24 protein-coding genes, 1 tRNA gene and 2 pseudogenes are annotated in these 23,363 nt (G+C 72.5%); 11 read left to right on the top strand and 16 right to left on the bottom strand.

What is annotated here, in order from left to right; all coding sequences use genetic code 11:
- Both GTW08_RS22010 and GTW08_RS22005 read left to right on the top strand, forming a co-directional pair.
- A pseudogene (locus GTW08_RS22010) lies at window positions 1–276 on the top strand (alpha/beta hydrolase); the annotation flags it as partial.
- 35 nt (window positions 277–311) lie between these two features.
- Window positions 312–737 (top strand): acyl-CoA thioesterase, encoded by a 426-nt coding sequence (locus GTW08_RS22005; protein ID WP_073576130.1) that lies wholly within the window; start codon window positions 312–314, stop codon window positions 735–737.
- A 61-nt stretch (window positions 738–798) separates the two neighbouring features.
- Here GTW08_RS22005 and GTW08_RS22000 read toward each other — a convergent pair whose 3' ends face one another.
- From GTW08_RS22000 to GTW08_RS21955, 10 genes are all read right to left on the bottom strand, one after another.
- Complete coding sequence (locus GTW08_RS22000; RefSeq protein ID WP_073575996.1) at window positions 799–1,194, bottom strand: hypothetical protein; 396 nt, start codon at window positions 1,192–1,194, stop codon at window positions 799–801.
- 328 nt (window positions 1,195–1,522) lie between these two features.
- Window positions 1,523–1,870 (bottom strand): hypothetical protein, encoded by a 348-nt coding sequence (locus tag GTW08_RS21995; RefSeq protein ID WP_062398646.1) that lies wholly within the window; start codon window positions 1,868–1,870, stop codon window positions 1,523–1,525.
- Window positions 1,871–2,124: 254 nt separating this feature from the next.
- Complete coding sequence (locus GTW08_RS21990; protein ID WP_073575997.1) at window positions 2,125–3,072, bottom strand: manganese catalase family protein; 948 nt, start codon at window positions 3,070–3,072, stop codon at window positions 2,125–2,127.
- 519 nt (window positions 3,073–3,591) lie between these two features.
- Entirely contained in the window at window positions 3,592–3,999 is a 408-nt protein-coding gene (locus tag GTW08_RS21985) for a nitrile hydratase accessory protein (RefSeq protein WP_062398650.1), read from the bottom strand.
- Complete coding sequence (gene nthA, locus GTW08_RS21980) at window positions 3,996–4,628, bottom strand: nitrile hydratase subunit alpha (protein ID WP_073575998.1); 633 nt, start codon at window positions 4,626–4,628, stop codon at window positions 3,996–3,998. The genes GTW08_RS21985 and nthA overlap by 4 nt, the downstream gene beginning before the upstream one ends.
- A 3-nt stretch (window positions 4,629–4,631) precedes the next feature.
- Complete coding sequence (nthB, locus tag GTW08_RS21975; RefSeq protein ID WP_073575999.1) at window positions 4,632–5,336, bottom strand: nitrile hydratase subunit beta; 705 nt, start codon at window positions 5,334–5,336, stop codon at window positions 4,632–4,634.
- Complete coding sequence (locus GTW08_RS21970; protein WP_073576000.1) at window positions 5,333–6,877, bottom strand: amidase; 1,545 nt, start codon at window positions 6,875–6,877, stop codon at window positions 5,333–5,335. Before GTW08_RS21970 ends, nthB begins: the two co-directional genes overlap by 4 nt.
- A gap of 125 nt (window positions 6,878–7,002) precedes the next feature.
- Window positions 7,003–8,436, bottom strand: coding sequence for a substrate-binding protein (locus tag GTW08_RS21965; RefSeq protein ID WP_073576001.1), 1,434 nt, complete (start codon window positions 8,434–8,436; stop codon window positions 7,003–7,005).
- A 31-nt stretch (window positions 8,437–8,467) separates the two neighbouring features.
- Entirely contained in the window at window positions 8,468–8,842 is a 375-nt protein-coding gene (locus GTW08_RS21960) for an ArsR/SmtB family transcription factor (protein ID WP_073576002.1), read from the bottom strand.
- A gap of 288 nt (window positions 8,843–9,130) precedes the next feature.
- A complete protein-coding gene (locus GTW08_RS21955; RefSeq protein WP_073576003.1) occupies window positions 9,131–9,712 on the bottom strand; it encodes a hypothetical protein in 582 nt (193 codons plus the stop codon).
- Window positions 9,713–9,813: 101 nt separating this feature from the next.
- On the opposite strand from GTW08_RS21955, the gene GTW08_RS21950 reads away from it, so the two are divergent.
- The 3 genes from GTW08_RS21950 to GTW08_RS21940 all read left to right on the top strand — a co-directional run bounded on the left by GTW08_RS21950 (window position 9,814) and on the right by GTW08_RS21940 (window position 11,737).
- Complete coding sequence (locus GTW08_RS21950; RefSeq protein WP_304580132.1) at window positions 9,814–10,452, top strand: TetR/AcrR family transcriptional regulator; 639 nt, start codon at window positions 9,814–9,816, stop codon at window positions 10,450–10,452.
- 102 nt (window positions 10,453–10,554) lie between these two features.
- A complete protein-coding gene (locus GTW08_RS21945; protein WP_073576004.1) occupies window positions 10,555–10,821 on the top strand; it encodes a metal-sensitive transcriptional regulator in 267 nt (88 codons plus the stop codon).
- 448 nt (window positions 10,822–11,269) lie between these two features.
- Window positions 11,270–11,737, top strand: coding sequence for a hypothetical protein (locus GTW08_RS21940; protein ID WP_073576005.1), 468 nt, complete (start codon window positions 11,270–11,272; stop codon window positions 11,735–11,737).
- A 391-nt stretch (window positions 11,738–12,128) separates the two neighbouring features.
- Here the strand turns inward: GTW08_RS21940 and GTW08_RS21935 are convergent, their stop codons facing one another.
- On the bottom strand, window positions 12,129–12,899 hold the full coding sequence (locus GTW08_RS21935) for an SDR family oxidoreductase (RefSeq protein WP_073576007.1): 771 nt from the start codon (window positions 12,897–12,899) through the stop codon (window positions 12,129–12,131).
- Window positions 12,896–13,912 (bottom strand): polysaccharide deacetylase family protein, encoded by a 1,017-nt coding sequence (locus GTW08_RS21930; protein WP_073576008.1) that lies wholly within the window; start codon window positions 13,910–13,912, stop codon window positions 12,896–12,898. The genes GTW08_RS21935 and GTW08_RS21930 overlap by 4 nt, the downstream gene beginning before the upstream one ends.
- Window positions 13,913–14,021: 109 nt before the next feature.
- Here GTW08_RS21930 and GTW08_RS21925 point away from each other — a divergent pair, with 109 nt between their 5' ends.
- Window positions 14,022–15,221 (top strand): PucR family transcriptional regulator, encoded by a 1,200-nt coding sequence (locus GTW08_RS21925; RefSeq protein ID WP_073576009.1) that lies wholly within the window; start codon window positions 14,022–14,024, stop codon window positions 15,219–15,221.
- Here the strand turns inward: GTW08_RS21925 and GTW08_RS21920 are convergent.
- Window positions 15,208–16,197 carry an NADP-dependent oxidoreductase gene (locus tag GTW08_RS21920; protein WP_202417518.1) on the bottom strand — a complete coding sequence of 330 codons (990 nt, stop codon included), beginning with the start codon at window positions 16,195–16,197 and terminating at the stop codon, window positions 15,208–15,210. The genes GTW08_RS21925 and GTW08_RS21920 overlap by 14 nt on opposite strands.
- A gap of 109 nt (window positions 16,198–16,306) precedes the next feature.
- On the opposite strand from GTW08_RS21920, the gene GTW08_RS21915 reads away from it, so the two are divergent.
- From GTW08_RS21915 to GTW08_RS21895, 5 genes are all read left to right on the top strand, one after another.
- A complete protein-coding gene (locus GTW08_RS21915; protein ID WP_073576010.1) occupies window positions 16,307–17,893 on the top strand; it encodes an AMP-dependent synthetase/ligase in 1,587 nt (528 codons plus the stop codon).
- 106 nt (window positions 17,894–17,999) lie between these two features.
- Window positions 18,000–18,179: a hypothetical protein gene (locus tag GTW08_RS21910; protein WP_073576011.1), complete on the top strand. Its 180-nt coding sequence runs from the start codon at window positions 18,000–18,002 to the stop codon at window positions 18,177–18,179.
- A 408-nt stretch (window positions 18,180–18,587) separates the two neighbouring features.
- On the top strand, window positions 18,588–19,763 hold the full coding sequence (locus tag GTW08_RS21905; protein WP_073576012.1) for a serine hydrolase domain-containing protein: 1,176 nt from the start codon (window positions 18,588–18,590) through the stop codon (window positions 19,761–19,763).
- Between the two features lie 85 nt (window positions 19,764–19,848).
- Window positions 19,849–20,811: an alpha/beta hydrolase gene (locus GTW08_RS21900; RefSeq protein WP_174565876.1), complete on the top strand. Its 963-nt coding sequence runs from the start codon at window positions 19,849–19,851 to the stop codon at window positions 20,809–20,811.
- A gap of 51 nt (window positions 20,812–20,862) precedes the next feature.
- A complete protein-coding gene (locus tag GTW08_RS21895; protein WP_073576013.1) occupies window positions 20,863–21,936 on the top strand; it encodes a CdaR family transcriptional regulator in 1,074 nt (357 codons plus the stop codon).
- Between the two features lie 265 nt (window positions 21,937–22,201).
- Here the strand turns inward: GTW08_RS21895 and GTW08_RS21890 are convergent.
- The 3 genes and pseudogenes from GTW08_RS21890 to GTW08_RS21880 form a co-directional block, all read right to left on the bottom strand.
- A tRNA-Thr gene (locus GTW08_RS21890) sits at window positions 22,202–22,275 on the bottom strand.
- A 56-nt stretch (window positions 22,276–22,331) separates the two neighbouring features.
- Window positions 22,332–22,838 carry a 2'-5' RNA ligase family protein gene (locus GTW08_RS21885; protein ID WP_073576014.1) on the bottom strand — a complete coding sequence of 169 codons (507 nt, stop codon included), beginning with the start codon at window positions 22,836–22,838 and terminating at the stop codon, window positions 22,332–22,334.
- Window positions 22,831–23,363 (bottom strand): annotated as a pseudogene (locus GTW08_RS21880) (DNA polymerase III subunit delta'); the annotation flags it as partial. The gene GTW08_RS21885 and the pseudogene GTW08_RS21880, both read right to left, overlap by 8 nt.

Below are 23,363 nucleotides of genomic sequence, written 5' to 3'. Positions count from 1 at the left end.
CTCGGCGACGGCGCGGTCCGCGCCTACCTCGGCGGCCCGGCGGCCGGGCGCACCGACCTGGATCCGGCGGCGGGCCCGACCCCGCCCGGGCCGGTGACGATCGTGCACGGCGACGCCGACGACCGCGTCCCGCTGGGCGTCTCCCGCTCCTACGCCGGCCGGCACCCGTCGGTGCGGCTGGTCGAGCTGCCCGGCTGCGACCACTTCGCGGTGGTCGACCCGCTGTCGGCGGCCTGGGAGACGGTGACCCGGGAGATCCTGGCGGCGGCGACGTGACCGCGCCCGGTGGCCTGCCCCGCCACCAGCTCACGATGACCGTGCTGATGACCCCGGACATGGCGAACTTCTCCGGCAACGTCCACGGCGGTGCGATCCTGAAGCTGCTCGACCAGGTCGCGTTCTCCTGTGCGAGCCGCTGGGCCGGGACCTACGTCGTGACGCTCTCGGTCGACCGGGTCCGCTTCCGCGAACCGATCTACATCGGCGAGCTCGTGACCTTCCTGGCGTCGGTGAACGACACCGGGCGCAGCTCGATGGAGATCGGCATCCGGGTCACCACGGAGAACATCACCGAGCGGACCCAGCGGCATGCCAACAGCTGCTACTTCACGATGGTCGCGATGGACGAGCACCGGCGTCCGGTCCCGGTCCCGGAGCTGGTCCCGTCGACCGACACCGAGCGCCGTCGCCGGGACGAGGCGCGCAGGCGTCGCGAGGCGCGCCGGGCCGGCGGCTGACCCCGGACACGACGGTGCCCCGGGACCACACGGTCCCGGGGCACGTCGAGGTACGGGGAGGTCAGTTGACCGAGTCGCCCGCGCCGGAGGTCTGGCCGCAGCTGTCGGACTGGTCGGTGGCCGAGTCGCCGGAGACCGCCTTGGCCTTGCCACCCAGGCCGAGGGCGCCGGTGACGCCGCTCAGGAGGTTCGCGTCCTCGACCGGGACCTGCACGCCCAGCACGTTGACCGGGATGTTGTTGTTGCAGACCTGGATCGGCACGTTGACGTTGTTGCCGCTCAGGCCACCCGCGAGCAGGCCCTTCGCGTCCTTGTCGATGTGGCCCGACTCGTGGTTGCCGTGGTGCTTGCCGTCCTTGGCGGAGTCGCCCGCGTAGTCGCCGGCGAAGGCCAGCGGGGAGACGGCGAGCAGGGACGCGGCGGACGCCGCGACGATGATTCCGGCCTTCTTCAGCACAGTTCTTCTCCTGATGAGGTGTCAGGGCCGTGGTGAAGGCCCCGTTCCATGACGGCACGCTGACAAAAAAGGGGGAGCCCGTGCCGACTGGCTGCGAATCTAGCTGCGCGGGAGAGCCCGAACAATTCCTCTACCACCATCGGGTGGCCGAATTACTTTCCGTTCGGATACTCCCACGATCGGGTCGAATGCGATCGGGGCGAACCACCCGGAGCCGCACCGGGACCGGCGACGACGACCACGGCGGGTGGTCATGCGACCCTGCCCCGGACACGGACGTGCCCCGGGACCGCGAGGGTCCCGGGGCACGTCAGCGACGAGGAGTCGGTCAGTTGACCGAGTCGCCCGCGCCGGCCTCCTGGCCGCAGGTGTCGGACTGGTCGGTGGCGGAGTCGCCCGACACGGCCTTGCCCTTGCCCGCGATGCCGGCGGCACCGGTCAGGCCGTTGCCCGCAGCGGCGTCCTCGACCGGAACCTGGACACCCAGGACGTTGACCGGCACGTTGTTGTTGCACGCCTGGACCGGGACCTGGGCGTTGTTGCCGTTGGCACCCGCGACGAGGCCCTTGGCGTCCTTGTCGATGACGCTGTCCGAGCCGGCGAACGCCAGCGGCGACAGGCCGATCAGGGCAACGGCGGACACGGCGGCGACGAAACCGGCCTTCTTCTTCTGCACAGTCTTCTCCTGGTGAGTCACGGATCCATTCGGATCCGGGCACGTGCCGGCCCGACGACAAAGGGGGGAGCCCGAACCGGCTGAGAAGAACCGTAATGGCGGGAAAGGTGCCCATCAAGCTCAGAACACCATCGTGGGGAACAATCACCGAGCGTCAGATATTCACACGATATGGTGTCGTCGCCGAGTCGGCGATTCTGCACGACGACGGGGCGGAACCGCGCCCGGCCCCGCCCCGTCTGCTCGGACGTGCGTCAGCCGACGCGACCCCACTGACCTGCGGGCTCGTCGGCCTCCATCTCGGCGACGGCCTGGACCATCGCCAGCAGCTCCGGGTCGAGTCCCGGTCCGAACTCCTCGGGCCGCTCGACGGCGATGTCCATCGGGACGCCGTCGGGCGCCTGCGCGGTCGACAGCGTCGTCCCGTCGTTCGACGGCGACGGACCGCGGTAGAGCTTCCCGGCCTCGGAGAGCTGGTCGAGGCTGAACGTGTACTGCTTGCTCTGCAGACCCTGCTCCAGCAGCGTCGCCACCTCGGGGAACTTCTCGGCGTTCGTCTTCGGGATCGGCAGCAACGTGTTCCAGTTGACCCCGAGCGCCTCGAGCGCCTTGGCGTAGGCGTTCTCGTGGGCCTGGTCGCGCACGATCAGGTACGCGATCGTCGAGCGCGCCGTCTTGTTCGCCGTCATCTCGTAGAGCCGGCACTTCTGCAGCCGGCCGGTCGACTCGAGCATGAGGTTGTAGAGCAGGTTGAGCGGCAGGTTGCCGCTGTCGTAGACGTACTTGCCCGTCCACGGGTCACCCTGCGCGTCGACCGGCAGTGCCCCCTGGGCCCCCACCAGGTAGTGGTGGATGTTGCCCTCGGTCAGGGCCGCGCTCAGCGGGGTCGCCCCGCCTGCACCGGGCGTGTCCATGTCGTCGGTCGCGCTGCCCTGGTAGCGGGGCGAGCCGTCGGTGAGCCGGGCGATCGTGGTGGCGATCAGCTCGACGTGCCCGATCTCCTCGGTGCCGACGCCGTAGAGCAGGTCACGGAAGGGTTTCCCGTCCGGACCGCGGAAGTTGAAGCTCTGGAACAGGTACTGCATCATCGTGCGCATCTCGCCGAACTGGCCGCCCAGCCCCTCCTGCAGCGCATTCGCCGCGGCGGGGTCGGGCTCGTCGGGGACGATCTCGTTCAACAGTCGCTGGACATGCAGGAACACGGGTGACACCTCGTGGCTGTGGGGTGCGACCCCCTCCGGGGGTCGTGGACACGGCCTGCGGGGTTGAAGCCGTCGGACCCGGCCTACCCGGACCCCGTGGGTCCACACCCGCGCGCTCCCCGGGACGCCGGGCGGGAGCGAGCCCCCGGAGCGCCGCCCGGCTGACACGTTCCTCCAGGTCGGCCGGGTGCGTATGTGCACCGCCGACGCACCCGGCACGACCAGGTGGTGGACGCGGGCCGAGTCCGACCGGATCGTGGTGCGCCGCGTCCGCGGTGTCCGGCCGCCCCGTGCCGGTCCGGATCCGGGCGACCGCACGGGCACGGCGCGGGGGCCGACCTCGTCGGCGTGGTGGTCCTACCAGCGGTCGATCGTGGCGGCGGTGGCGAGGCCGTGCCGGAGCACCGCGCGTTCGGCCAGGTCGACCAGCAGGTCCACGGCGCCGCCTCCGATCGGGGTGTCGGGAAGGACGTGCGGGACCGGCCCGCGGGGAGCGCGGACCGGTCCCGCACGCGTCGTTCAGCGGGCCGGGTCGATCGCGACCGGCTCGCGTCGTGCCTCGTGGTGGTTCGCGTTGCGCGGCGTGGCCAGCACCTGGCGGGTGCGGTCGTCGAGCGCGACGGAGTCGGACAGGGCCCCGCTCGCGGCGAGCGTGTGCTCGAGCGCGTCCAGCCAGTGCTGGTAGTAGCTCCAGGGCTCGCCGCCGTCGCCGTTCTCCCAGGCCTTGATCGCCTCGACCAGGGAGAGCTGGAACTCGCTCCACTCGTAGTGGCCCTCGTGGTACGCGGCGACCGCCATGGCGAAGGCCCGCAGCTCCCACGGCTCGGTGAACGGCTTGTCCGCCCCGGGCATGTCGCAGACGAGCTTCTCGATCCGGCGGCGGGCGTCGCCCAGCTCGGTGGCGTCCGTCCGGACCCCGGCGCTCATCCGCGTGCCGCCTGGGTGACGACCGGCTTCGCCGCGCCGACGCCGATCATCGAGTCCCGGGTGACCAGCGCGGCCAGCTCGTCCTCGGAGAGGTGCTCGCTGCCGGCCGGGCGCTGTGGCAGCACCCAGTACCGCAGCTCGGAGCTGGAGTCCCACACCCGGATCTCGACGCTGTCCGGCAGCGGCAGGTCGAAGTCCTCGGCCAGCACCTTCCGGGGCTCACGCACGATGCGGGCACGGAACGGCGGCGCCTTGTACCAGTTCGGGGGCAGCCCGAGCACCGGCCACGGGTAGCACGAGCACAGCGTGCAGACGATGACGTGGTGGACGTCGTCGGTGTTCTCGACGGCGACCATCTCCTCGCCCTGCAGGCCGCCGACCCCGAGCTCGCGGCAGGCGGCGGAGGCGTCCTCCAGCAGGCGCGCCTTGAACTCCGGGTCGGTCCACGCCTTGGCGACGACCTTCGCCCCCAGCTGCGGGCCGACCTCGTTCTCGTAGACCTCGGCGAGGCGGTCGACCGCCGCGGTGGTCATCACGCCCTTCTCGATCAGCAGCGACTCCAGGGCCTTGACCCGGGCGGTGATCTCCTCCTGCGTGCGGAGCGGGGTGTCGGTGGGCTTCGCGGTCATGGGTCAGGCTCCCTGGGTGGCAGGGACGGGCGAGAGGTACGGCTCCCACACGTCGAAGTAGTTGACGCCGTTCGGGTCCGCGTACTCGGCGCCCCACAGCTCGGTGGCGTCGAAGCGGACGGTGTAGAGGTGCTCGGGGCAGTCGCCGAGCCCGTTGCCGGCGGTGTCGGGGTAGAGGTAGGTGCCGTGGGCCGCGCTGATCACGCCGCGGCGGCCGCGGATGTAGCGGGCCCGGCGGGTGTGGCCGTAGGGGCTCTCGGAGGAGATGACGACCTCGTCGCCGACGGAGAACTGCGCGACCTTGTCCGACTCGCGGTGGGCCGGGAACCCGTTGGTGACCGCCCAGTCGACGAACTCGACGATCTCGGTGTCGGTCGCCCGCTCGGGCAGCGGGGCATCGGGGTTCTCCAGGTAGTGCCGGGTCCGCGCCTCCAGCTCGGCCGGGTCCAGCACGCCCGCGGCCTCGGCGTAGTGCTCGACCGTGTGGACCCAGTGCTCGTAGTAGTTCGAGATCAGGTACTCGGCAGGGTCCATCTTCTCGATGCCGTGCCGGAACTGGTCCACGTTGAACAGCCCGGCGCGGGCGCTCTGCGCGAACATGGAGAAGGCGCGCTTCTCCCAGTCGGCACGGAACACGGGCTCGGACATGTGGTCGTTCTCGACCTTGCCCAGCCCGTCGGTGCCGCCGAGATCGAAGACTCCGTTCACTGCCGTCCTCCCACGGTGGTGAGGGCAGGCGGAGCGGGGAAGCCGCCGACGGCCTGCTCGAAGGTGTGCGCGACCCGCAACACGGTCGCGTCGTCGAATCGCCGGCCCACGATCATCAGACCGGTCGGGAGCCCGTTCACGAGCCCGGCCGGGACCGACGCGGCCGGGTGCCCGGACACGTCGAACGGGGCACAGTTGCCGATCATCCCCAGCGCGGTCGGCAGGTAGCTGTCCAGATCGGCGTCGAGCCCGAGCAGCTCGGGCGCGGTGTAGGGCACGGTCGGCATGACCAGCACGTCGTAGCCGGTCAGGGCCGCGTCGTAGGCCGCCCGCACCTCGAACGCCAGGTTGCGGGCCATCCCGTAGTAGGCACCTCCCGCGTGGGCGAAGGTGTAACCACCCGAGAGGCCGACGAGCTTGACGGTCTTGGACAGCTCCGACCCGCGGGCGTGACGCCCGCGGTGGTAGTGCGCGATCAGCTCCGGGTCGTAGAGACCCGGGTAGTTCATGCCGTAGGCGTTGCCGTCGATCATCTGGTGCGCGGCGCCCTCGGTCCCGATGACGTTCCAGACCGCCATCGCGTCCAGGTGCCAGGGGATCGAGACCTCCTCGGCTACCAGACCCGCATCGGTCAGCGTCCCGATCGCCGCACGCACCGCATCGTCCACGGCCGGGTCGCTCTCCGGGCGGGCGAAACCCTCGGTCACGATCCCGACCCGCAACCCACCCGCCGAGGTCTCCAACGCCGCCAGGTAGTCGACCGGCTCGAGCTCGGTGGGCTGACGCACATCGAGCCCGTCGACCCCGGCGATCACACCCAGCATCAGTGCGGCGTCGGACACCGTGCGCGTGATGGGGCCCAGATGGTCGATCGTGGCCTCGATGGGGAACGCACCGGTGTAGGGCACCAGACCGTGGGTGGGCTTGTGCCCGACCGTGCCCGAGAACGCCGACGGCATACGGATCGAGCCGCCCTGGTCACCACCCACGGCCATGTCGACCGCCCCGGACCCGACCAGCGCCGCACTACCCGACGAGGACCCACCCGAGATACGGGTCGGGTCCCAGGGGTTGCCCACCGGCCACGGCCGGGAGGTGAAACTGCCCCCGGAGAAACACAGGTCCTCACACATCGCCTTACCGGTGATCGTCGCCCCGGCGGCCAGCAGCCGAGTCGCGACCGTCGCGTCACGGGAGGGCACGAACCCCTCCACCGTGGCCGACCCGTTGGTCATCGGGACCCCGGCCAGCGAGATGTTGTCCTTGAGCGCCACGGTCCGCCCGGCCAACGGGCCCTCCGCCGCACCGGTCACCGACGTGGTCACGTACCAGCCACCCAGCGGGTTGTCCGCCGGCTCGGACCACTCCCGCTGCGGGGCCTGCGGCGCCGACGCCCGGTAGAGCTCCTCGACCCGCTCCGAGGACGCCAGCGTCGCAGCCACCGCCGGACCGAACTCGGCCAACTCCGCCTCGGACAGACCGAACGCGTAGTGCTCGTTCAACGCCGCCAGACGAGCGGCATCAGGGGGTGGAATCGCCATCAGGTGGTGCTCCTCACATCGGGGGATGCGAGAAAGCTAGGGTTCACGCCTGCACATGTCAATCAATACAGACGCATTGACACGAGGTCTGACACACCCGTCCCGCCTCTGTTACACGCGCGTATTCACGACCGTCCCTCGCTGTCGTTCATCGAGCCGAAGGTCGCGCCGCGGGCGGCCGCGAGGTGCAGCGGCTGCTCGACGTGGTGGTGGCCGTCGAGCGCCAGGGTGCCCCGCGGGAGGTCGTAGCGGCCGGACCGGATCTCGTCGGCGACGGGCACCGGCTCGGTCGAGCGGACGGCGCGGGCCGCGGCGGCCCACACGTGGATCGCCTCGAACATCGACTCCGACAACGACGACAGCGGCGCCGCCCACTGGCCGAAGCGGGCCCGGTAGCGCTTCAGGAGCGACCCGTTGCGCTCGGTCTGCAGGTGCTGGAAGTAGCCGGAGACACCGTGGATCCCCTGGGAAGCGTGCAGTCCGATCCGCTCCAGGGTGGCCTCGTCCATCGCGGGGCCGAGGCTGACGGTCCGGTCGCGCAGACCCATTGCGTGGCACTGACGCTCGAACGCGGCGGCGTCGGCGCCCACGAACGTGTTGAGCACGATGTCGGCGCCCGAGGCGGCGATCCGCTCGACCAGCGGGGCGAAGTCCCGGGCCCCGAGCGTGGCGTAGCCCTCGCCGACCAGCACCGCGCCGTGCGCCGGGAGCACCTCGCGCGCGGCGGTGTTGACCGCACGGGGCCACACGTAGTCGTTGCCCGCCAGGAACCAGCGACGTCCACCGGCCGCCCGCATGACCGGTCCCGCCGCCGTCACGAGCTGGGTCGCGGGCCGCTCGCCCAGCCGGATCCGCAGCCGGGACTCGCCGCCGCCCTCGTTCATGTTGGTGTGCACGACGAGCACGTCGCGGCCGGTCAGGGCGGTCGACACGGCGTGGTAGGTGGCCGACGTCGTCGTCAGGAAGATCGTCCGGCAGCCGGCCCGGGCCAGCCGCAGCGCCTCCAGCGCCCCGGTGCCGGGGTCGGTGGCGTCGTCGGCCTCCAGCAGGTCCACCGGCCTGCCGCCGACCCCGCCCGCCGCGTTGATCTCCTCGACGGCGAGCGTGGCCACGTTCGCCACCGCCGAGGCGAACAGCCCGCCCGAGCCGGACCGGCTGGTGAGGACCCCGATGCGCGGCCCCGTGACGGCGTGGTCGCGGACCGGGTGACCGCGCCGGCGCATCAGCCACTCCAGACCGCGCTCGTCGATCCCGGCGTCGAGCCGGATCCGGGTGCCGCCGGGTGCGGGGGTGAACCGCAGCCGGATGCGGCCCCGCCAGGGCTGGTCGTGGGTGATCGTGATGGTGCGCGGTCCGCGGAGCTCGCTGATCCGGCCGAGCACGTCGACCGGCGGCCCGCCGGCGATGGGCGCCCGCAGGGTGACCGGCTCGCCCACCGCGACCCGGTCGCACGCCGCACCGAACAGCCAGCCTGCGCCGGAGTCGCGCCCGAAACGTCCGAAGACGACCGCCGGGTCGGCGGCGACGAACTCCTCCACCGCGAGCGCGATCGTCCCCATGGGGGTCAGTCTCCCGGCACGGAGGGTCCGGTCATCCGGTCGCGCCCTCCCGGTCCGTCGCGGGACGGCTCTCCACGGCGGAGCCCACCTCGCCGAGCGAGGACTGGAACAGGGTGCGCAGCAGCGCAATGACGTCGGCGGCCGCACCACCGGGCTCGATGGAGTAGTAGCGGTACCGGCCGGAACGGCGCTCGGTGATGAGCCCCGCGACGCGGAGCACCCGCAGATGGGTGGAGACGGCCGTGCGGCCGACCGAGGTGATGTGGTCGGCCAGGTCGCCCGCGCTGACCTCGTCGTGCTCGGAGAGCACGGCCAGGATGCGGCGGCGGACGGGATCGGCGAGCGCGTCGAAGGCGGGGCCGGCGTCCCGGACGGCCCCGGCCGACGCGTCAGGATCCGATGACATGATGCCGAGTCTAACGCGGACGGCCCGTCCGTCGGGTGTCACCGTCACGCGGGCGTCCCCAGCGCCCCGACGGCCTCCTCCGCGCACAGGCCGGGGCGGACCGACGGCAGCCCGGGCGCACCGGGCGGATCAGGCGGCGGGCGTCCGCGTCCGGCGCAGGACCAGCAGCCCGCCGACGGCCGGGACGACCGAGAGCGACCGGGTCGCCCCGGTCGTCGGCATCAGACACACCGACGGTTCTCCTCGTCGGCTCCGGCCCGCTCGACGTCGTGGTCGCCGGGGACCCGGTCAGCGGCTCCCCGCCACGCGGCCGAGCCGCAACGCCGAGGCGAGGAAGAAGACACCGCCGAGCAGGGCGTAGCCGGCGACACCCGACAGCGACGCCCCCGCACCCGACGCCATGACGACGAACGAGGTGCCCGCGACCACCGACAGGGACCCGCTGGCGATCATCGCGCCCTGACCGCCCAGCCGTCGGCGCCGCAGCGCGACGACGAGCTGCACGATCCCCGCGACGACCGCCCAGGCGCCCCACACCCGCAGCACCGCCGGCACGCCCGAGGCGAGGGCGACGGCGAGTCCGGCCGCGGCGAGCGCACTCAGGACGACATTGACGTACAGGCCCGGGGCCGCTCCGGTCGCCCGGGACGAGCGGGCGTCGACCACGGCGGCGGCCACGTCGAACAGCGGGTAGAGCACGAGCAGCGCCGCGGTCGACGGGCCGATGTCCGACGCGTTCAGGAACAGCAGGACCGCCCAGACCAACGCGAACCCGGAACGCACCAGGTAGAGCCGCCGCAGGGCGGGCGCGTCGCCCTGCGCGGAGGACGGACCGTTCGCCGTCCGGTCGGTGGTGTGGGTGCCTGCCATGACGCCTCCAAGTAGAAAGACCGTTCTTCCTTGCTATGTCGAGCATGGCAGTGGGCGTCACGATCTGCAAGACCGATCGTTCTTTCTGCTAACCTGCACAGGTGATCCGCACGACGTCCGACACCACCGCGGACAGCACCGGCACTGCCCCGGCGTCGACCGGGCCGGGACGCTCCGAGGCGCGTGAGCGGCTGCTCGCGACAGCCGGCGGGCTGTTCTACCGCGAGGGCATCCGGGCGGTCGGGGTCGAGCGGATCGTCGCCGAGACCCCGACGACGCGCGCCACGTTCTACCGGCACTTCCCGTCGAAGGAGGCGCTCGTCGTCGCCTACCTGCGCGGCGTCGACACCCACACCCGCGCCGCCCTGCAGGAGGCCGCCGGGTCCGCGGCCACCCCGGACGGCGCCGTCCGCGCGATCGGCACCGCCCTGGTCGACGACCTGTCCCGGCCGGAATTCCGGGGATGCGCGTTCCTGAAGGCCGCCGCCGAGTTCCCCGATCCCGAGGACCCCGTCCGCCGGGTCGTCGCCGAGCACCGCGCCTGGTACGTCGCCACCCTCACCGACCTGTTCGCGCAGGTCTTCGGCTCCTCGCCGCGACGCGGGCGGCCGGACCACGCGGCCCAGCACTTCCTGATGATGCGCGACGGGGCGATGTCCGGCGCCGACATCGACGGGACGACCCACGTCGGCGACGCGTTCCACCGCGGACTCGAAGGACTGCTCACGCTGCTGCACTGAGCACCTGTGCCGGCATCACATCCGCAGGGGTACCCCTGGGGGTACCTTGGTCCACACAGGGACCACGCCGCCCGCGGGCCGGCACGAGACGAGGGAGCCCCCATGCAGGTCAAAGCCACAGAACTCACCGACGTGGTCAGCCGCCTGCGTCGCGTGGAGGGTCAGATCGCCGGCGTCATCCGCATGATCGAGGACGGCCGCGACTGCAAGGACGTCGTGACCCAGCTGGCGGCGGCGTCCCGCGCCCTCGACAAGGCCGGCTTCAAGATCATCGCCACCGGGCTCCGGCAGTGCGTGACCGAGAGCGCCGAGGGCGAGCAGTCGGTCGACATGGCCGAGATGGAGCGCCTGTTCCTGTCGCTCGCCTGACCCCGGCCGAGCACGCATGCCCCCGTCCCCCGCCGTACCGACGATTCGCCTGTCCATCGAGCCGGACCGGCCCTTCGCACCTGGTCGCCGCGGATGCCCACATGCCGCGGCGCGGCACCGGGACGGGCGGGGGCTGCGAGCTCCCGGCCGGCGGCGGCGCCTGGCGACGCCGCCTCCCCCGCGCTCGTCGCCCGAGTGGCCCCGGCGCCGCTCAGCCGTCGACGAGCGCCTCGGCCTCGATCGCCGTCCGGACCGCGTGCACCGCCTGGCGGAGCGCTGCGGACCGGCGGGAACACGAACAGGGCCGGCAGGACCGACCACAGCTTCGCCAGCACGACCGGGATCAGGACGAGTCCGAGGGCCGGTGGCCGGGCCGTTGGCCACCCCCCTCCACCCCTGGCGTGCACTGCACGAAATGGGTCCGCTCCATCGACTTCCGGGAGGCGTGATGACGCGCTTCACGAGCGTCTACGGTGCCGGGCCGGGACACCTGCTCCTCCTCGTCGCAGGCTTCGCCGTGGCCGGCTACGCAGCGCTGCTGCTGCTCGACGACCCCTCTGCGCTCCGCATCCTCGTCTGGTTCGTCGGGGTGGCCCTCGTGCACGACGTCGTCCTGTTCCCGCTCTACTCCGCAGTGGACCGCGCACTGACCACCGTCTCCGGACGGCTGCACCGCCACGGACGGATCCCGCTCGTCAACCACGTCCGGTTGCCGCTCCTGGCGTCCGGGCTCACGCTGCTCGTCTTCCTGCCCGGCATCATCCGCCAGGGCGAGGGGACCCATCTGGCGGCGACGGGCTTCGACCAGCAGCCCTACGCCACGGCCTGGCTCCTGCTGGTCGCCGTGTTCGCCGGCACGTCCGCCCTGGTCTACGTCCTCCGCTCGGCACACGCGGCGCTGACTGGGGACCGGTGATGCGCCCCGCACCGCGGGCCACCCTCGTCGACGACCTGCCGAGCGGGGAGTCCCTCGAGGTCGACCACCCCCCGGGTCGCTGCAGCTGCTCGATCCGGCGCGCTGGCGGGCCGGCCCCGACCCCACGGACATCGACGTGGTGCGGCGGTGCACCGGACCGACCCGGACCTCGGGTGCGGACCGGGCCGGCTCGTACGGGCAGGCCCTGCGGGACCGGGCGGCGCGCCACTGCCTCACCGTCCGCGGCCGGTGGGCCGCGCGACCGGGCCGCGGCGACATCGTGGAGCTGGCCAGGGCCCTGCGCCCCGTCCCCGTGTGCTGATCCGTGCCGTCAGGCCGCTGCGCACGTCGGCCCGGTCACCCCCGTGGACTCGCCTCGTCAGTGCCGCTGTCAGGCGCTGCACCCCGCGATACCACCGTCCACCGGCAGGACGACGCCGGTGACGTACGACGCGGCGGGCGAGGCGAGGTAGCGGATGGCGCCGACGATGTCGTCCGCGGAGCCGAGCCGCCGGAGCGGAACGGCCTTCTCCAGCAGCGCCCGACCGGAATCCGACGCGAGCGCCGCGGCCGTCATGTCACTCGGGAACGCACCCGGTGCGACCGCGTTGACGAGTACCCGATCGGGCGCGAGGACGGCGGCGAGGTGGCGGGTCATCATGTGCACCGCGGCCTTGCTCGCCGAGTAGGAGTAGTTCTCGAACACCGGTACCCGCAGCCCGTCGACCGAGCCGATGTTCACCACCCGTGCCGGGTGCTCGGCGCTCGCCGCGCGGCGCAGCGCCGGCAGCAGCGCCGTGGTGAGCTCGAACAGGCCGACGACGTTGGTGCTCAGCACGCGGTCCCATCCCTTGCGGGGAAAGGTGTCGAGCGGGGCGCCCCAGGTCACGCCCGCGTTGTTGACCAGCACGTCGAGGGACCCGCCGAACTCCGTGTCCACACCGTCGCGCACGGCGGCGATCCCCTCGGGCGTGCTCACGTCCGCGGGCACCGCGGGGCAGCCGAGCCGTTCGCCCGCCGCCCGGCACGCGTCGGCCTTGCGGGAGGTCACCAGGACCCGGGCCCCGGCGTCGAGCAGACCCTCGGCGACCATCGCACCGATGCCCCGGGTCCCGCCGGTGACGACGACCGTCCGGCCGGTGACGTCGAACAGGTCCGTCATGCGTCCGCCGCCGGGTTCCAGTCCAGGTCGGTCGCCACCGGCTCGGAGCCGACGGCCAGGGCCGCGGCGACGAGGGCCGGGCCGAGCAGGTCGGACTCGGTCATCCCCTCGACCGGGCAGCAGCGCTGCACGTCGTTCAGGACGCGTGGCGGCGTGTCGGCGACGCCGATCCCCGCGTGCTCGGCCCACTTCTGCGTGGAGTTGCGGAAGTACCGGGTCACCGTCGGGGGCACGATCTGGTTCGCCGGGTCGCTCATCGCCTCCTCCAGCGTGACGAACTGGACTCCGGCGGCCGCGTACGCGGCCAGCACCTCGGCGTAGGCGTCGGCGGCGATCGGGGTGCCGTGGACGAGCGCGATGTGCGCGGGCTGCCGTCCGAAGACCTCCCGGGCGGCAGCGGCCTGGTTGAGGAGCGCGTCTACCGCCGTCTCGGCGAACCGGCGTCGCACCCAGGCCGCGGCCTCGGTGTCGCCGGTGCTCAGGGTGCGCAGGTAGGCCACGAGGAACTGCACGTCGTAGAACCAGTGGGTGATCGGTGCGGGCAGGAGGCCACGACGGGCGAGGTGGGTCTGCACCCGGTCGGTCTTGTCCCGCGTGTCGCCCCACATGTCGAAGGCGTAGCGGAAGTACCGGGTGGGAGCCTTCGCCAGCCACGGTTCGAGCAGCTCGAGGTTGCGGTCGAGATCGGCGACGTAGGACGGGACGTCGGTCCAGTTGAGACTGGCGTGCGAGTGGGTGTGCGCCGCGACGTGGTGGCCGCGTGCGGTCCAGCGGTCGAGCGCCGAGAGCCACTGCGGGTGGTCCTCGACCGGCGCGGTGGAGGTGAACGCGTACACCTCCGGGACCCGGTACCGCTCGAACGCGTCGCACAGCCGGCCGAGCACGACGTCGGGGTCGTAGCCGGCAGGGAAGCCGGCGCCTCTCCACATGAACGGGTCGTCGAGCGTGACGGCGAGCCGCAGCGGCTCCTGCGCGCGTCCGCTCTCGTCGCTGAGCGCGGTGGTGTCGGTCATGGGTCGAGCGTGGGGGGCGCCGCCGGACCCCCGCGACCCGTCCGGCGCACACCGCCCGGTGTGGTCCCGGCACACCCGGGCGGGCCGCGGACGGCCCTACGATGCGCCCATGCCGAGCTCCGGGACCGGAGCCGGGCCGACGACGCCGTCGCACCCACCCGCCGCGGAGTTCGTCACCTGGCTCGACCAGTGCACCGCCCGCATCGTCGAGGACATGTACGACGCCGTCGTCGCCGCCACCCCCGCGGTGGCGCTCGACGACACGGACCGTCGTCTGCTCCGCGAGGCCCTGGACTCCCACGTACCGCTGCTGCGGGATGCGGCACGGTCGGCGACGCCCGGGGTGCGGATACAGCTGGGCCGGCCTGCGGAACGCTGGGCCCGCCGCCGGGCCAGGGCCGGGACCGACCTGGCCGACCTGGTCCTCGCCTACGACGCCGCCGCGGACGTGATCGTCGCGACCTTCGCGGCGCACCTGCGCGAGACCGCCGTGCCCGACGCCCGCAGGGCCGACGCCCTCGAGACCGTGCTGGACCGGCTCTTCCGCTACCTGCGCACCGCCTGCGCCTCCGCGACCGCGGCCTACGTCCAGGAGCGCGAGCTCCTGCGTCAGCGCGACGCCTCCGACCTCCGGGCGGTGCTCGCCGACGTGCTCGCGGGAACCGCGGAGGCCGGAGCGGCCGAGGCGCGCCTGGGCTACCGCTTCGCGGACACCCACACCGCCTTCGTGATCTGGGGTCCGCACGCCACCTCCGCCGAGCTCGACAGTGCGGTCGCCCGGCTGCGCGCCCTCGCCCGTCCCCGTCAGCTCGTCGCGGTCCCGGACGGCCCCACGGCCGTCCACGGCTGGTTCTCCGGTGGCGAGGTCGAGGACTGGACGTCCGGCACGTCGGGACTACGGCTGGCCCTCGGCAGCCTGCACCGGGGGATCGCCGGGTTCCGTGCCTCGCACCGGGAGGCGGCGCAGGCACACCGGCTCGCCACGCACCGGGTCGACGGCCCGCTGGTCCGGTTCGACGACGTCGTGGTGCTGGCCCTGGCCGACGGTGACCCCGATCTCGCCGCGCCCTGGGCGGGAGCCCTGCTCGGCCCTCTCGCCGACCCCGCCCACACCGAGCTCCTGCAGACCCTGCGGATCTGGCTGGCCGAGCTGGGCAGCCCGACCCGCACGGCCCGCAGGCTCACCGTGCACCCCAACACCGTCGTGAAGCGGCTCGAACGGGTCGCGGCGCTGCTCCCGGTGCCGGTGGATCCGAGGTCCGCGGTGCTGCGGGTCGCGGTCGAGCTCGCGCCCCTCACCCGAGGCTGACCACCAGTTTCCCCACGTGGTCGCCGCCGAAGGAGTCGACGAACGTCCCGACGACGTTGTCGAAGCCCTCCACCACCGTCTCGAACGCACGCAGCCTGCCCGCCTCGACCTGCGCTCCGAGCTCGGCCTCGCACTGCGCCGCACGGTCGGCGTGATCGACCACGATGAACCCCTCGGCCCGGATGCGCTTGGTCACCAGCAGGCCGAAGTTCCGCGGCCCCGGGGGCCGGACGACGTCGTTGTACCCGGCGATCAGGCCGCACAGCGCCATCCGGCCCCCGTTGTTCATCCGGTCCAGGACGGCCTCCATCAGCGGTCCGCCGACGTTCTCGAACACCGCGTCCACCCCGTCCGGGGTCGCGTCGCGGAGCTGGTCCGCCCAGTCGTCGGCCCGGTGGTCGACGACCGCGTCGACACCGAGGGTGCCGGTGAGCAGCGCGCACTTGCGCGGGCCGCCCGCACTCGCGACGACGCGCGCCCCTGCGAGCCGGGCCAGCTGGACCGCGGTCGAACCGACCGCGCCGGCGGCGGCGGACACGAACACCGTCTCCCCCGCACGCGGCGCGCAGATGTCCCCCATGCCCACCCACGCCGTCAGGCCCGTCATACCGAGGACGCCCAGCCGTGCGGTCGAGGCGTCGGGGAGCCGGTCCCACCGCTGCGGGTCCTCGATCAGCACCTCCTCCTGCCAGCCGGTGAACCCGCGGAGCACGTCCCCCGGAGCGAGGCCCGGATGCCGGGACTCCTCGACCACGGCGATACCGAGCGAGCGGACGACCTCGCCCACCCCGACCGGCGGGAGGTAGCTCGGGCGGTCGTCGAGCCAGCCGCGGATGGCCGGGTCGATGCTGAGGTGGCGGGTCCGTGCCCGGACCCCACCCTCGGGACAGGGCCGTCGGTCGACGTCGACCTGCGCGAAGTCGGAGCTCCGGATCCGGCCGTGGGGCCGCTGGGCGAGAACGACGGAATGAGGCACCTCCCCAGGCTGGGGGCGACACCGGGAGCCGGCCATGGTGCCGGGCACCACCGTGCGGTGGTGCCCGGGCATCTGGGCGGACGATCCCGGCGTACCTAGCGTCCGGTGGATGCCGGACACCCTGCTCTCCGCCTTCGACGCCCACGTGACCGCCGATCCGGACGCCGTCGCACTCCGCTCGGGCGACGGCGCGGTGCACTGGACCCGGCGCGAGTACGCCGGGCGGGCGGTCCGGCTCGCGTCCGCGTTCAGTGCCCTCGGGGTCCGCCCGGGCGACACCGTCGCGCTCCTGATCGGGAACCGGCCGGAGTGGCAGCTCAGCGACCTCGCGGCGCTGATGGCCGGCGCGACACCGTTCTCCCTGTACGTCACCGCACCCCCTCCGGAGTCCGCCGAGCTCGTCGCCCGGGCGGGCGCCCGGCTGCTGGTCGCCGATCCCGACCTGCTGCGGGCGGGCCACGTCCCGGCCGGTGTCCCGGTCGTCACCGTCGACGAGCTGGACCGGCTGCCGGCCGATCCCGCGTTCGTCCCCCACGAGCCGGATCCGGACGACGTCGCGACCCTGATCTTCACCTCGGGGACGACCGGGAGGCCCAAGGGCGTGGAGCTCACCCACGCAGCGATCGTCTTCCAGCTCCGCGCCCTGGACTCCGTCGTCGGGCTGGAGGGCGGCGCGACGGTCTCCTACCTCCCCCACGCGCACATCGTCGACCGGGTGATCGGCCATTACGCCGCGCTGGTCGGCGGCACGAGCGTGACGACCGTGGCCGACCCGGCCACGCTGTTCGACGTCCTCCGGCAGGTCCGGCCGCGGCTGTTCACCTCGGTGCCCCGGATCTGGCAGCGCATCGAACGGCAGATGCGCGACCTGCTCCGCGACGGCGCCGGCCAGGAGCAGCTGGCCCCCCGGTTCGGGCTCGACGGCGCGCAGTGGCTGATCACGGGGTCGGCGCCGCTACCGACCTCGACCCACGAGTTCTTCGCCTCGGTCGGGCTCCCCCTGCACGACCTCTGGGGTCTGAGCGAGACCACCGCCGTCGCGACCTACACCGGGCCGGGCGACGCCTACCGGGACCGGGCCGGGACGGTCGGCCGCCCGCTCCCCGGCACCGCCGTCCGAATCGACGACGACGGCGAGATCCTCGTGCACGGACCCCACCTCGCCCGCGGCTACCGCGGCGATCCGCAGGCCACGGCGGACTCGTTCACCGACGGGTGGTTCCGGACCGGGGACCTGGGGGAGTGGCGGGGCGGGTTCCTCAGGGTCACGGGCCGCAAGAAGGACCTCATCGTCACCGCGGGCGGGGAGAACATCTCACCCAGCCGGATCGAGGACATCCTCGCGGAGTCGTCCCTGGTCGACCAGGTCCTCGTCGTCGGCGACGGACGGCCCTTCCTCGTCGCCCTCGTCGTGCCCGATTTCACCGAGCTCGCCCTCCACGGGCTGCACGGTGCTCCCGAGCAGGTCGTCGCCGACCCACGGACCCGCACGCTGCTCGAGGCGGAGCTCGACTCCGCGAACCGGAAGCTCGGCAAGGCCGAGCGGGTCCGGGCCCACGCCGTCCTGCCGCGCGCCTGGACCGGTGACTCCGGCGAGCTCACCCCGACGCTCAAACTGCGGCGTGCGGCAGTCGAGCGGAGCCACCGCGCCGTCGTCGACGAGCTCTACGCCGACGGTGGGGCGAATCGGGTCTGACCCGGCTCCGGTACGGCCGCCGGTCGACCGGTGCCGGCCGGCGGCCGGTCGAACCTCACACCGGGTCGACTCGACCCGGCCGCGACGACACGGATTCGACTGGACGGTGTCCGCACCACCCGCCCGCATCGGCGCGCGGATCTCACCGGACGGCACCTCGGTCGCCTACCTCGCCCCGTGGCGGGACCGGCTCAACGTGATCGTCCGCGATCTCGACGGGGGCTGGCCGTCGTGGAGCCTCGTGCCGTGCCGCAACGCCCTTCACGGGTATTCCGACAGCCTGTAGATGAGGCCGGTGCGCTGTGTGAACAGAGCCGCCTTGGGGAGTCGAACCCCAGACCTACGCGTTACGAGAACTCGTGTCACCGGACACACCGTCCTCGCCGAGTCCGTTCGTGCACGTCGCGCGGTTCATCGTGCGCACCGCACACCTCCGTGCGCCTGCGTTGGAGGCCATGAAGGAGGCCACACGGAATCGAGTTCTCGCCGGACCGGGACCCCGCGTCCCTGTGGTCGGCCGTGGTCGACCTGCCGGCCGGCGCCGGACCGCCACATGGCGGGCGACAGGTCGAGATTCTCGTCGCGCCGTCGGTTACCAACTGATGTGGTTCCGACCACACTCGAGACCGTCGTCGGAAGGCGTCCCGCAGGCCTATCGGGCATCGGCGACCAGATCTGAGCCAACGGAGGTTCCGTGTCGAAGAACATTGAAGGATCCCGCATCGACCAGGTGCTGCAGGGGGCAGTGGACGCCGGTGCCGTACCGCACGTGGCCGCGATCGCCGCGGACGTCGACGGCGTGTTCTACGAGGGGGCCGCCGGAGTTCGGCTCGACGACGCCGGTGCGAAGCCTGTGTCGACGTCGACCCATTTCCGCATCATGTCGATGACCAAGATGATCGCCACCGTGGCCGCGCTGCAGCAGGTGGAGCGCGGTGAACTCGATCTCTCGGCCCCGGTCGAGCGCTACGTTCCCGACTTCGCCGAGCTGCAGGTCCTCGACGGCTTCGACGGTGACACCCCGCGCCTACGCGCACCGAAGTCGAAGGCCACCGTCAAGCAGCTGATCACCCACACCTCGGGACTGACGTACTGGTTCTGGAACGAGGACCTGGTCAAGTACGAGCAGGTCACCGGCATCCCCAACGTGGTGCCAGGAGATATGGCCGCGTTCAAGGCGCCACTGGTCGCCGACCCCGGCACGAAGTTCGAGTACGGCATCAACACCGACTGGCTCGGCCGCGTCATCGAAGCCGTCGCCGGCTCGACCCTCGACGTGGTGATCAAGGAGAACATCACCGGTCCGCTCGGCATGGACGACACGATGTTCGCTCTCGACGAGGCACGTCAGGCGAACAAGACGCCCGTGCACGTCAAGGGCGAGGACGGCAAGTGGATCTCGGCGGGCAACGTCTTGCCCGACGACCCGCAGTGGTGGGCGGGTGGCCACGGTCTGCACTCGACCCCGCGTGACTACATCCGCTTCGAGAGGGCGTTGCTGCGCGGCGGTGAGCTGGACGGTGTACGGATCCTGAGCCGGGAGACCGTGGACGCGGCGTTCACCGACCAGCTCGACGGCGCTCCGATGCCGACGGAGATCAGGACGGCAGACGCTCCGATCACCGACACGCTGAAGCTCGGTGAAGGGTGGACGTGGGGCTACGGGCTGCTGATCAACACCCAGGACGTCCCCGGCGCCCGGCGGGCCGGGACGGGCGCGTGGGCCGGGCTGTTCAACACCCATTTCTTCATCGACCGCACAACCGGCATCTGTGCGTCGATCTACACGAACTCGCTGCCGTTCATCACCGAGCACGAGGCGTGGAAGCTCTACGGGGATTTCGAGGCCGCCCTCTACGCTTCGCTGTGATCGCCGACCCGCCGCGACGCTGCACTCGCCGGCAGCGTCGCGGCGGTCGTCGTCGCCTTGCCGCCGCACCCTGTCGGAGGAGCCTGTGTCGTCCAGAGCCCGGCCGGAGTTCGACCCGGAGCTGAAGGCCGGCCTCGCCGTGGTCGGTGGTGTGTTCCCGCCGACCATCACCCCGAACCTGATCGCGTTCATGCGGCGGTCTTATGCCTCCCCGCCGATCGACGACACCCTGCGGGGACGCGCGATCACACGCAGCGAGCACACGATCGCCGGTCATCGAGGCGAGCCGATCCAGGTGTCGGTGCTGCGCCCCACCCGAGCCGGCTCCCCCCGGCCCGGCATCGTCTTCGTCCACTCCGGTGGGCTGATGTTCGGCGACCGCTTCAGTGGAGCTGACCTGGTGCTCGACTGGGTCGACAACCTCGGCGCAGTCCTGGTCGCCGTCGAGTACCGGCTCGCGCCGGAGTTCCCGGACCCCTTCCCCAGAGAGGACTGCTACGCCGCGCTGGAGTGGGCGGCGGCGACGGCTGGGCAGTTGGGCATCCGCCACGACCGGCTCATGGTGGCCGGGGCCAGTTCTGGTGGTGGGCTCGCGGCCGGGATGGCGCTCGCGGCGCGGGATCGCGACGGCCCAGCCCTGTGCGGCCAGGTCCTCGACTACCCGATGCTCGACGACCGCGGCGTCACCGCCTCCACCGGCCAGTTCGACGGCGTCGGGGTCTGGGACCGCGTCAGCAACGAGACCGGCTGGTCCGCGCTGCTCGGCGAGGCGCGCGGTGGGCCGGACGTCTCCCCGTACGCGGCCCCGGCCCGGGCGACGGACCTGTCCCGGCTCCCGCCCGCCTTCATCGACGTCGGCGCCGCCGAGATCTTCCGCGACGAGGCGATCGCCTACGCCGACGGCCTCTGGACCGCCGGTGGCGACGCCGAGCTGCACGTCTGGTCCGGCGGGTTCCACGCGTTCGACATCTTCGCCCCGCACACCGTCGTCGCCCGAGGCATGGTCCGGACGCGGGACACCTGGGTCGAGAAGATCCTCGCGGACTGATCCGGTGACCCACGCCACTAGACTGCACCCACCAGTCGTCGGGAGGCGCCCGTGCAAGAACTCCTCGGTCGGATCTCGGCGCTCGACCCGCAGGCGAGCCTCGGTCTGCGGGTCATCGCCTGCTTCGACGAACTGATCATCGGCAACGTCAACACCCGAGCACTGCTGAGTGCGGCCGCCTCCCTCTCCGGGTGCAACGCCGGCTACCAGAGCGATCTCCCCCCGCGGTCGCTCCGGGTCAGCCCGCGCGGCGAGATCGTGGCCCCCGACGACGGGCAGCCGACGCCAGGGAGCTGCTCGGCCATCACGGCCGAGGGGTTGACCGTGTGGATCGAGCGCGACGGCGAGCCGCATGCGAACGACGCGATCGTCCTCGAACGCCTCGCGCTGGCCGTCCGCATCCGCCTCGGAGGAGGCCGACGAGAGATCGACGGCCGCCGCGATCTCGGCCTGCTGCTCGACCCGACCGTCCCGACCGAGACCCGCCGTCTTGCCGCGGCCCGACTCAATCTCGTGTCCACCGCGCGATACCGCGTCATCGCGGCGCCGTTGTTCGCGGTGTGGGACGAGCACCCGTCCGGCGCCGAGGACGTCGTCGCGACCCCCTACGGATCGATCCACGCCCTGGTCGTACCCCACGACCACGCGCCCGTCCCGGCACGGCCGATCGGAACCGGGCCGGCCACCGACGTCGACCACCTGCACAGGTCGTTCCGCACGGCGGTGGTCGCCCTGCGTCTGTGCGATCCCGAGGTCGCACCGTCGGTCCTCGCCGACGACTACGGCGGCCTGGTCGGCCTACTCGCCGACCTCCCCCTGGACAGCGACCTGCCCGACGTCGACTCCCTGGACGCGATCATGTCCCACCCGTGGGGTTCGGTCACCGTCGACGCACTCGTGCGAACCAGCTCCGTACGCCAGGCGGCGCGGAACGCCGGAGTCCACCACAGCACGTTGCAGACCCGGCTCGACACGATCATCGCCGAACTGGGTTACGACCCCCTCGACAACGGCATCGGACGAACCCGATTCGGACTCGCTTCACTGGTCTGGCGACTACGCCACTCCCGCGTTCTGGACCTCCCCGCCCCGACCACACCGTCGTCGCCCACCCCACTCCGATAACGAAGCGCCCGACGACGGTGTGGGTGGCTCCGCCGTCCCACCGATGTCGGTGATCACCGCCGACGATCGGAAGCAACGATCAATGTCGGACAGCCGCGCCCGCTGTGGACAGAGAACCATGAGCAAGGAGGTGCACCCGACCGACGCACACACGCGTGGAGGCCACGTCGCAGGCAGCTGACCGGCAAGAACCCGCCTGAGAGAGGCCACGAGCCACGAAAGCGGACAGGAAAGATCCATAAGCGCGATCTGACCTGCGAAAACGAGCCGCCTTGGGGAGTCGAACCCCAGACCTACGCATTACGAGTGCGTCGCTCTAACCGACTGAGCTAAGGCGGCGTGGTGCGAAGCAAGTGTAGCGACCGCGCTCCCGCCCCCTCACAAGCCCCCACCGGTCATCCGGAGAAGGGGAAACGCGGCCCCGGCTCCCACGGCCCGCCGTCGTAGCGCCAGAGCGCGAGGCCGGGGACGCCGGCGTCCCCCGGGGCGAACCCGGCGGCCAGGTCCTCGTGCAGCGCCCGGGCCGCGGCCGGGGTGACCTTGTTCTGGACGGTCACGTGCAGGTCGGCCTTCCCGGCGTCCTGCCGGGTGAGGCGCGGCCGCCACCGCTCGGCGACGCCGCGGCGCAGCGCGGTCAGCTCGGGGCAGTCGAGGGTGAACGCGACCCCGCGGCCGAGGAGCCGCAGGCCGGTGACGCGGGCGGTCATCGGGGCGCGGTCGGTCGCGGCGGTGAGGTCGGTGGCGAGTTCGGCGGCGGCGTCGCCGGGCAGGGCGTGGAACAGGGTCAGGTGCGCGGCGAGGTGGTTGCGCCCGGCCGGGAAGTGCCGTTCGCGCAGGTCGTCGAACCGGGCCTGCGTGGCGTCGTCGAGCAGGGCCGTGAGGATCAGCGGCCGGTCATCCACGGTGCAGGGCCGTCATCATGGCCTCGACGGCGATCCGCGGCTTCACGTTCTGCTCCAGCGCGTCGCGGCAGGCGAGCACCGCCTCCAGGCGACGCAGGCTCGACTCCGGGCCCCACTCGGCGGCGGCGACCCTGATCTCGCGGTCGCGGTCCGGGTTGGTCAGCGGCACCGTCGCGCCGGTCGCGGCGACGATCGCGTCCCGGTAGAAGCCGGCGAGGTCGACCAGGGCGCGGTCGAGCGCGTCCCGCTGGGTCCGGGTGGCCCGGCTCTTCTGGCGCTTCTCCAGGTCCCGCTCGGCCGCCTTCGCCGAGCGCGCCGCCGACGCGGCGCCCTTGCCCGTGCCGCCGGCGCCCATCGCGACGGCCAGCTCCTCGCGCTCGGACTCGTCGCGGGAGGACCGCAGCTCGTCGGCCTCGGCCTCGGCCGCGCGGATCAGCACGTCGGCGTGGAAGAACGCGTCGCCGAGGCGGCGGAGCTTCGTGGGCACGCCGAGGATCTCCTCGCGCCGGGCGCGGGCCTGCGGGT

Source organism: Pseudonocardia sp. SID8383 (assembly GCF_009864975.1).
Classification (GTDB): Bacteria; Actinomycetota; Actinomycetes; order Mycobacteriales; family Pseudonocardiaceae; genus Pseudonocardia; species Pseudonocardia alni.
This window is presented reverse-complemented; position numbering and strand designations above follow the sequence as displayed.

Coding starts and splice junctions, on each gene's coding strand:
- GTW08_RS22005 (WP_073576130.1), top strand. CDS start 312: ATGACCGTGCTGATGACCCCGGACATGGCGAACTTCTCCGGCAACGTC.
- GTW08_RS21935 (WP_073576007.1), bottom strand. CDS start 12,899: ATGACGGACCTGTTCGACGTCACCGGCCGGACGGTCGTCGTCACCGGC.
- GTW08_RS21930 (WP_073576008.1), bottom strand. CDS start 13,912: ATGACCGACACCACCGCGCTCAGCGACGAGAGCGGACGCGCGCAGGAG.
- GTW08_RS21985 (WP_062398650.1), bottom strand. CDS start 3,999: ATGAGCGCCGGGGTCCGGACGGACGCCACCGAGCTGGGCGACGCCCGC.
- GTW08_RS21965 (WP_073576001.1), bottom strand. CDS start 8,436: ATGGGGACGATCGCGCTCGCGGTGGAGGAGTTCGTCGCCGCCGACCCG.
- GTW08_RS21955 (WP_073576003.1), bottom strand. CDS start 9,712: ATGGCAGGCACCCACACCACCGACCGGACGGCGAACGGTCCGTCCTCC.
- GTW08_RS21940 (WP_073576005.1), top strand. CDS start 11,270: ATGACGCGCTTCACGAGCGTCTACGGTGCCGGGCCGGGACACCTGCTC.
- GTW08_RS21970 (WP_073576000.1), bottom strand. CDS start 6,877: ATGGCGATTCCACCCCCTGATGCCGCTCGTCTGGCGGCGTTGAACGAG.
- GTW08_RS21945 (WP_073576004.1), top strand. CDS start 10,555: ATGCAGGTCAAAGCCACAGAACTCACCGACGTGGTCAGCCGCCTGCGT.
- nthA (WP_073575998.1), bottom strand. CDS start 4,628: ATGACCGCGAAGCCCACCGACACCCCGCTCCGCACGCAGGAGGAGATC.
- GTW08_RS21915 (WP_073576010.1), top strand. CDS start 16,307: ATGCCGGACACCCTGCTCTCCGCCTTCGACGCCCACGTGACCGCCGAT.
- GTW08_RS21925 (WP_073576009.1), top strand. CDS start 14,022: ATGCCGAGCTCCGGGACCGGAGCCGGGCCGACGACGCCGTCGCACCCA.
- GTW08_RS21960 (WP_073576002.1), bottom strand. CDS start 8,842: ATGTCATCGGATCCTGACGCGTCGGCCGGGGCCGTCCGGGACGCCGGC.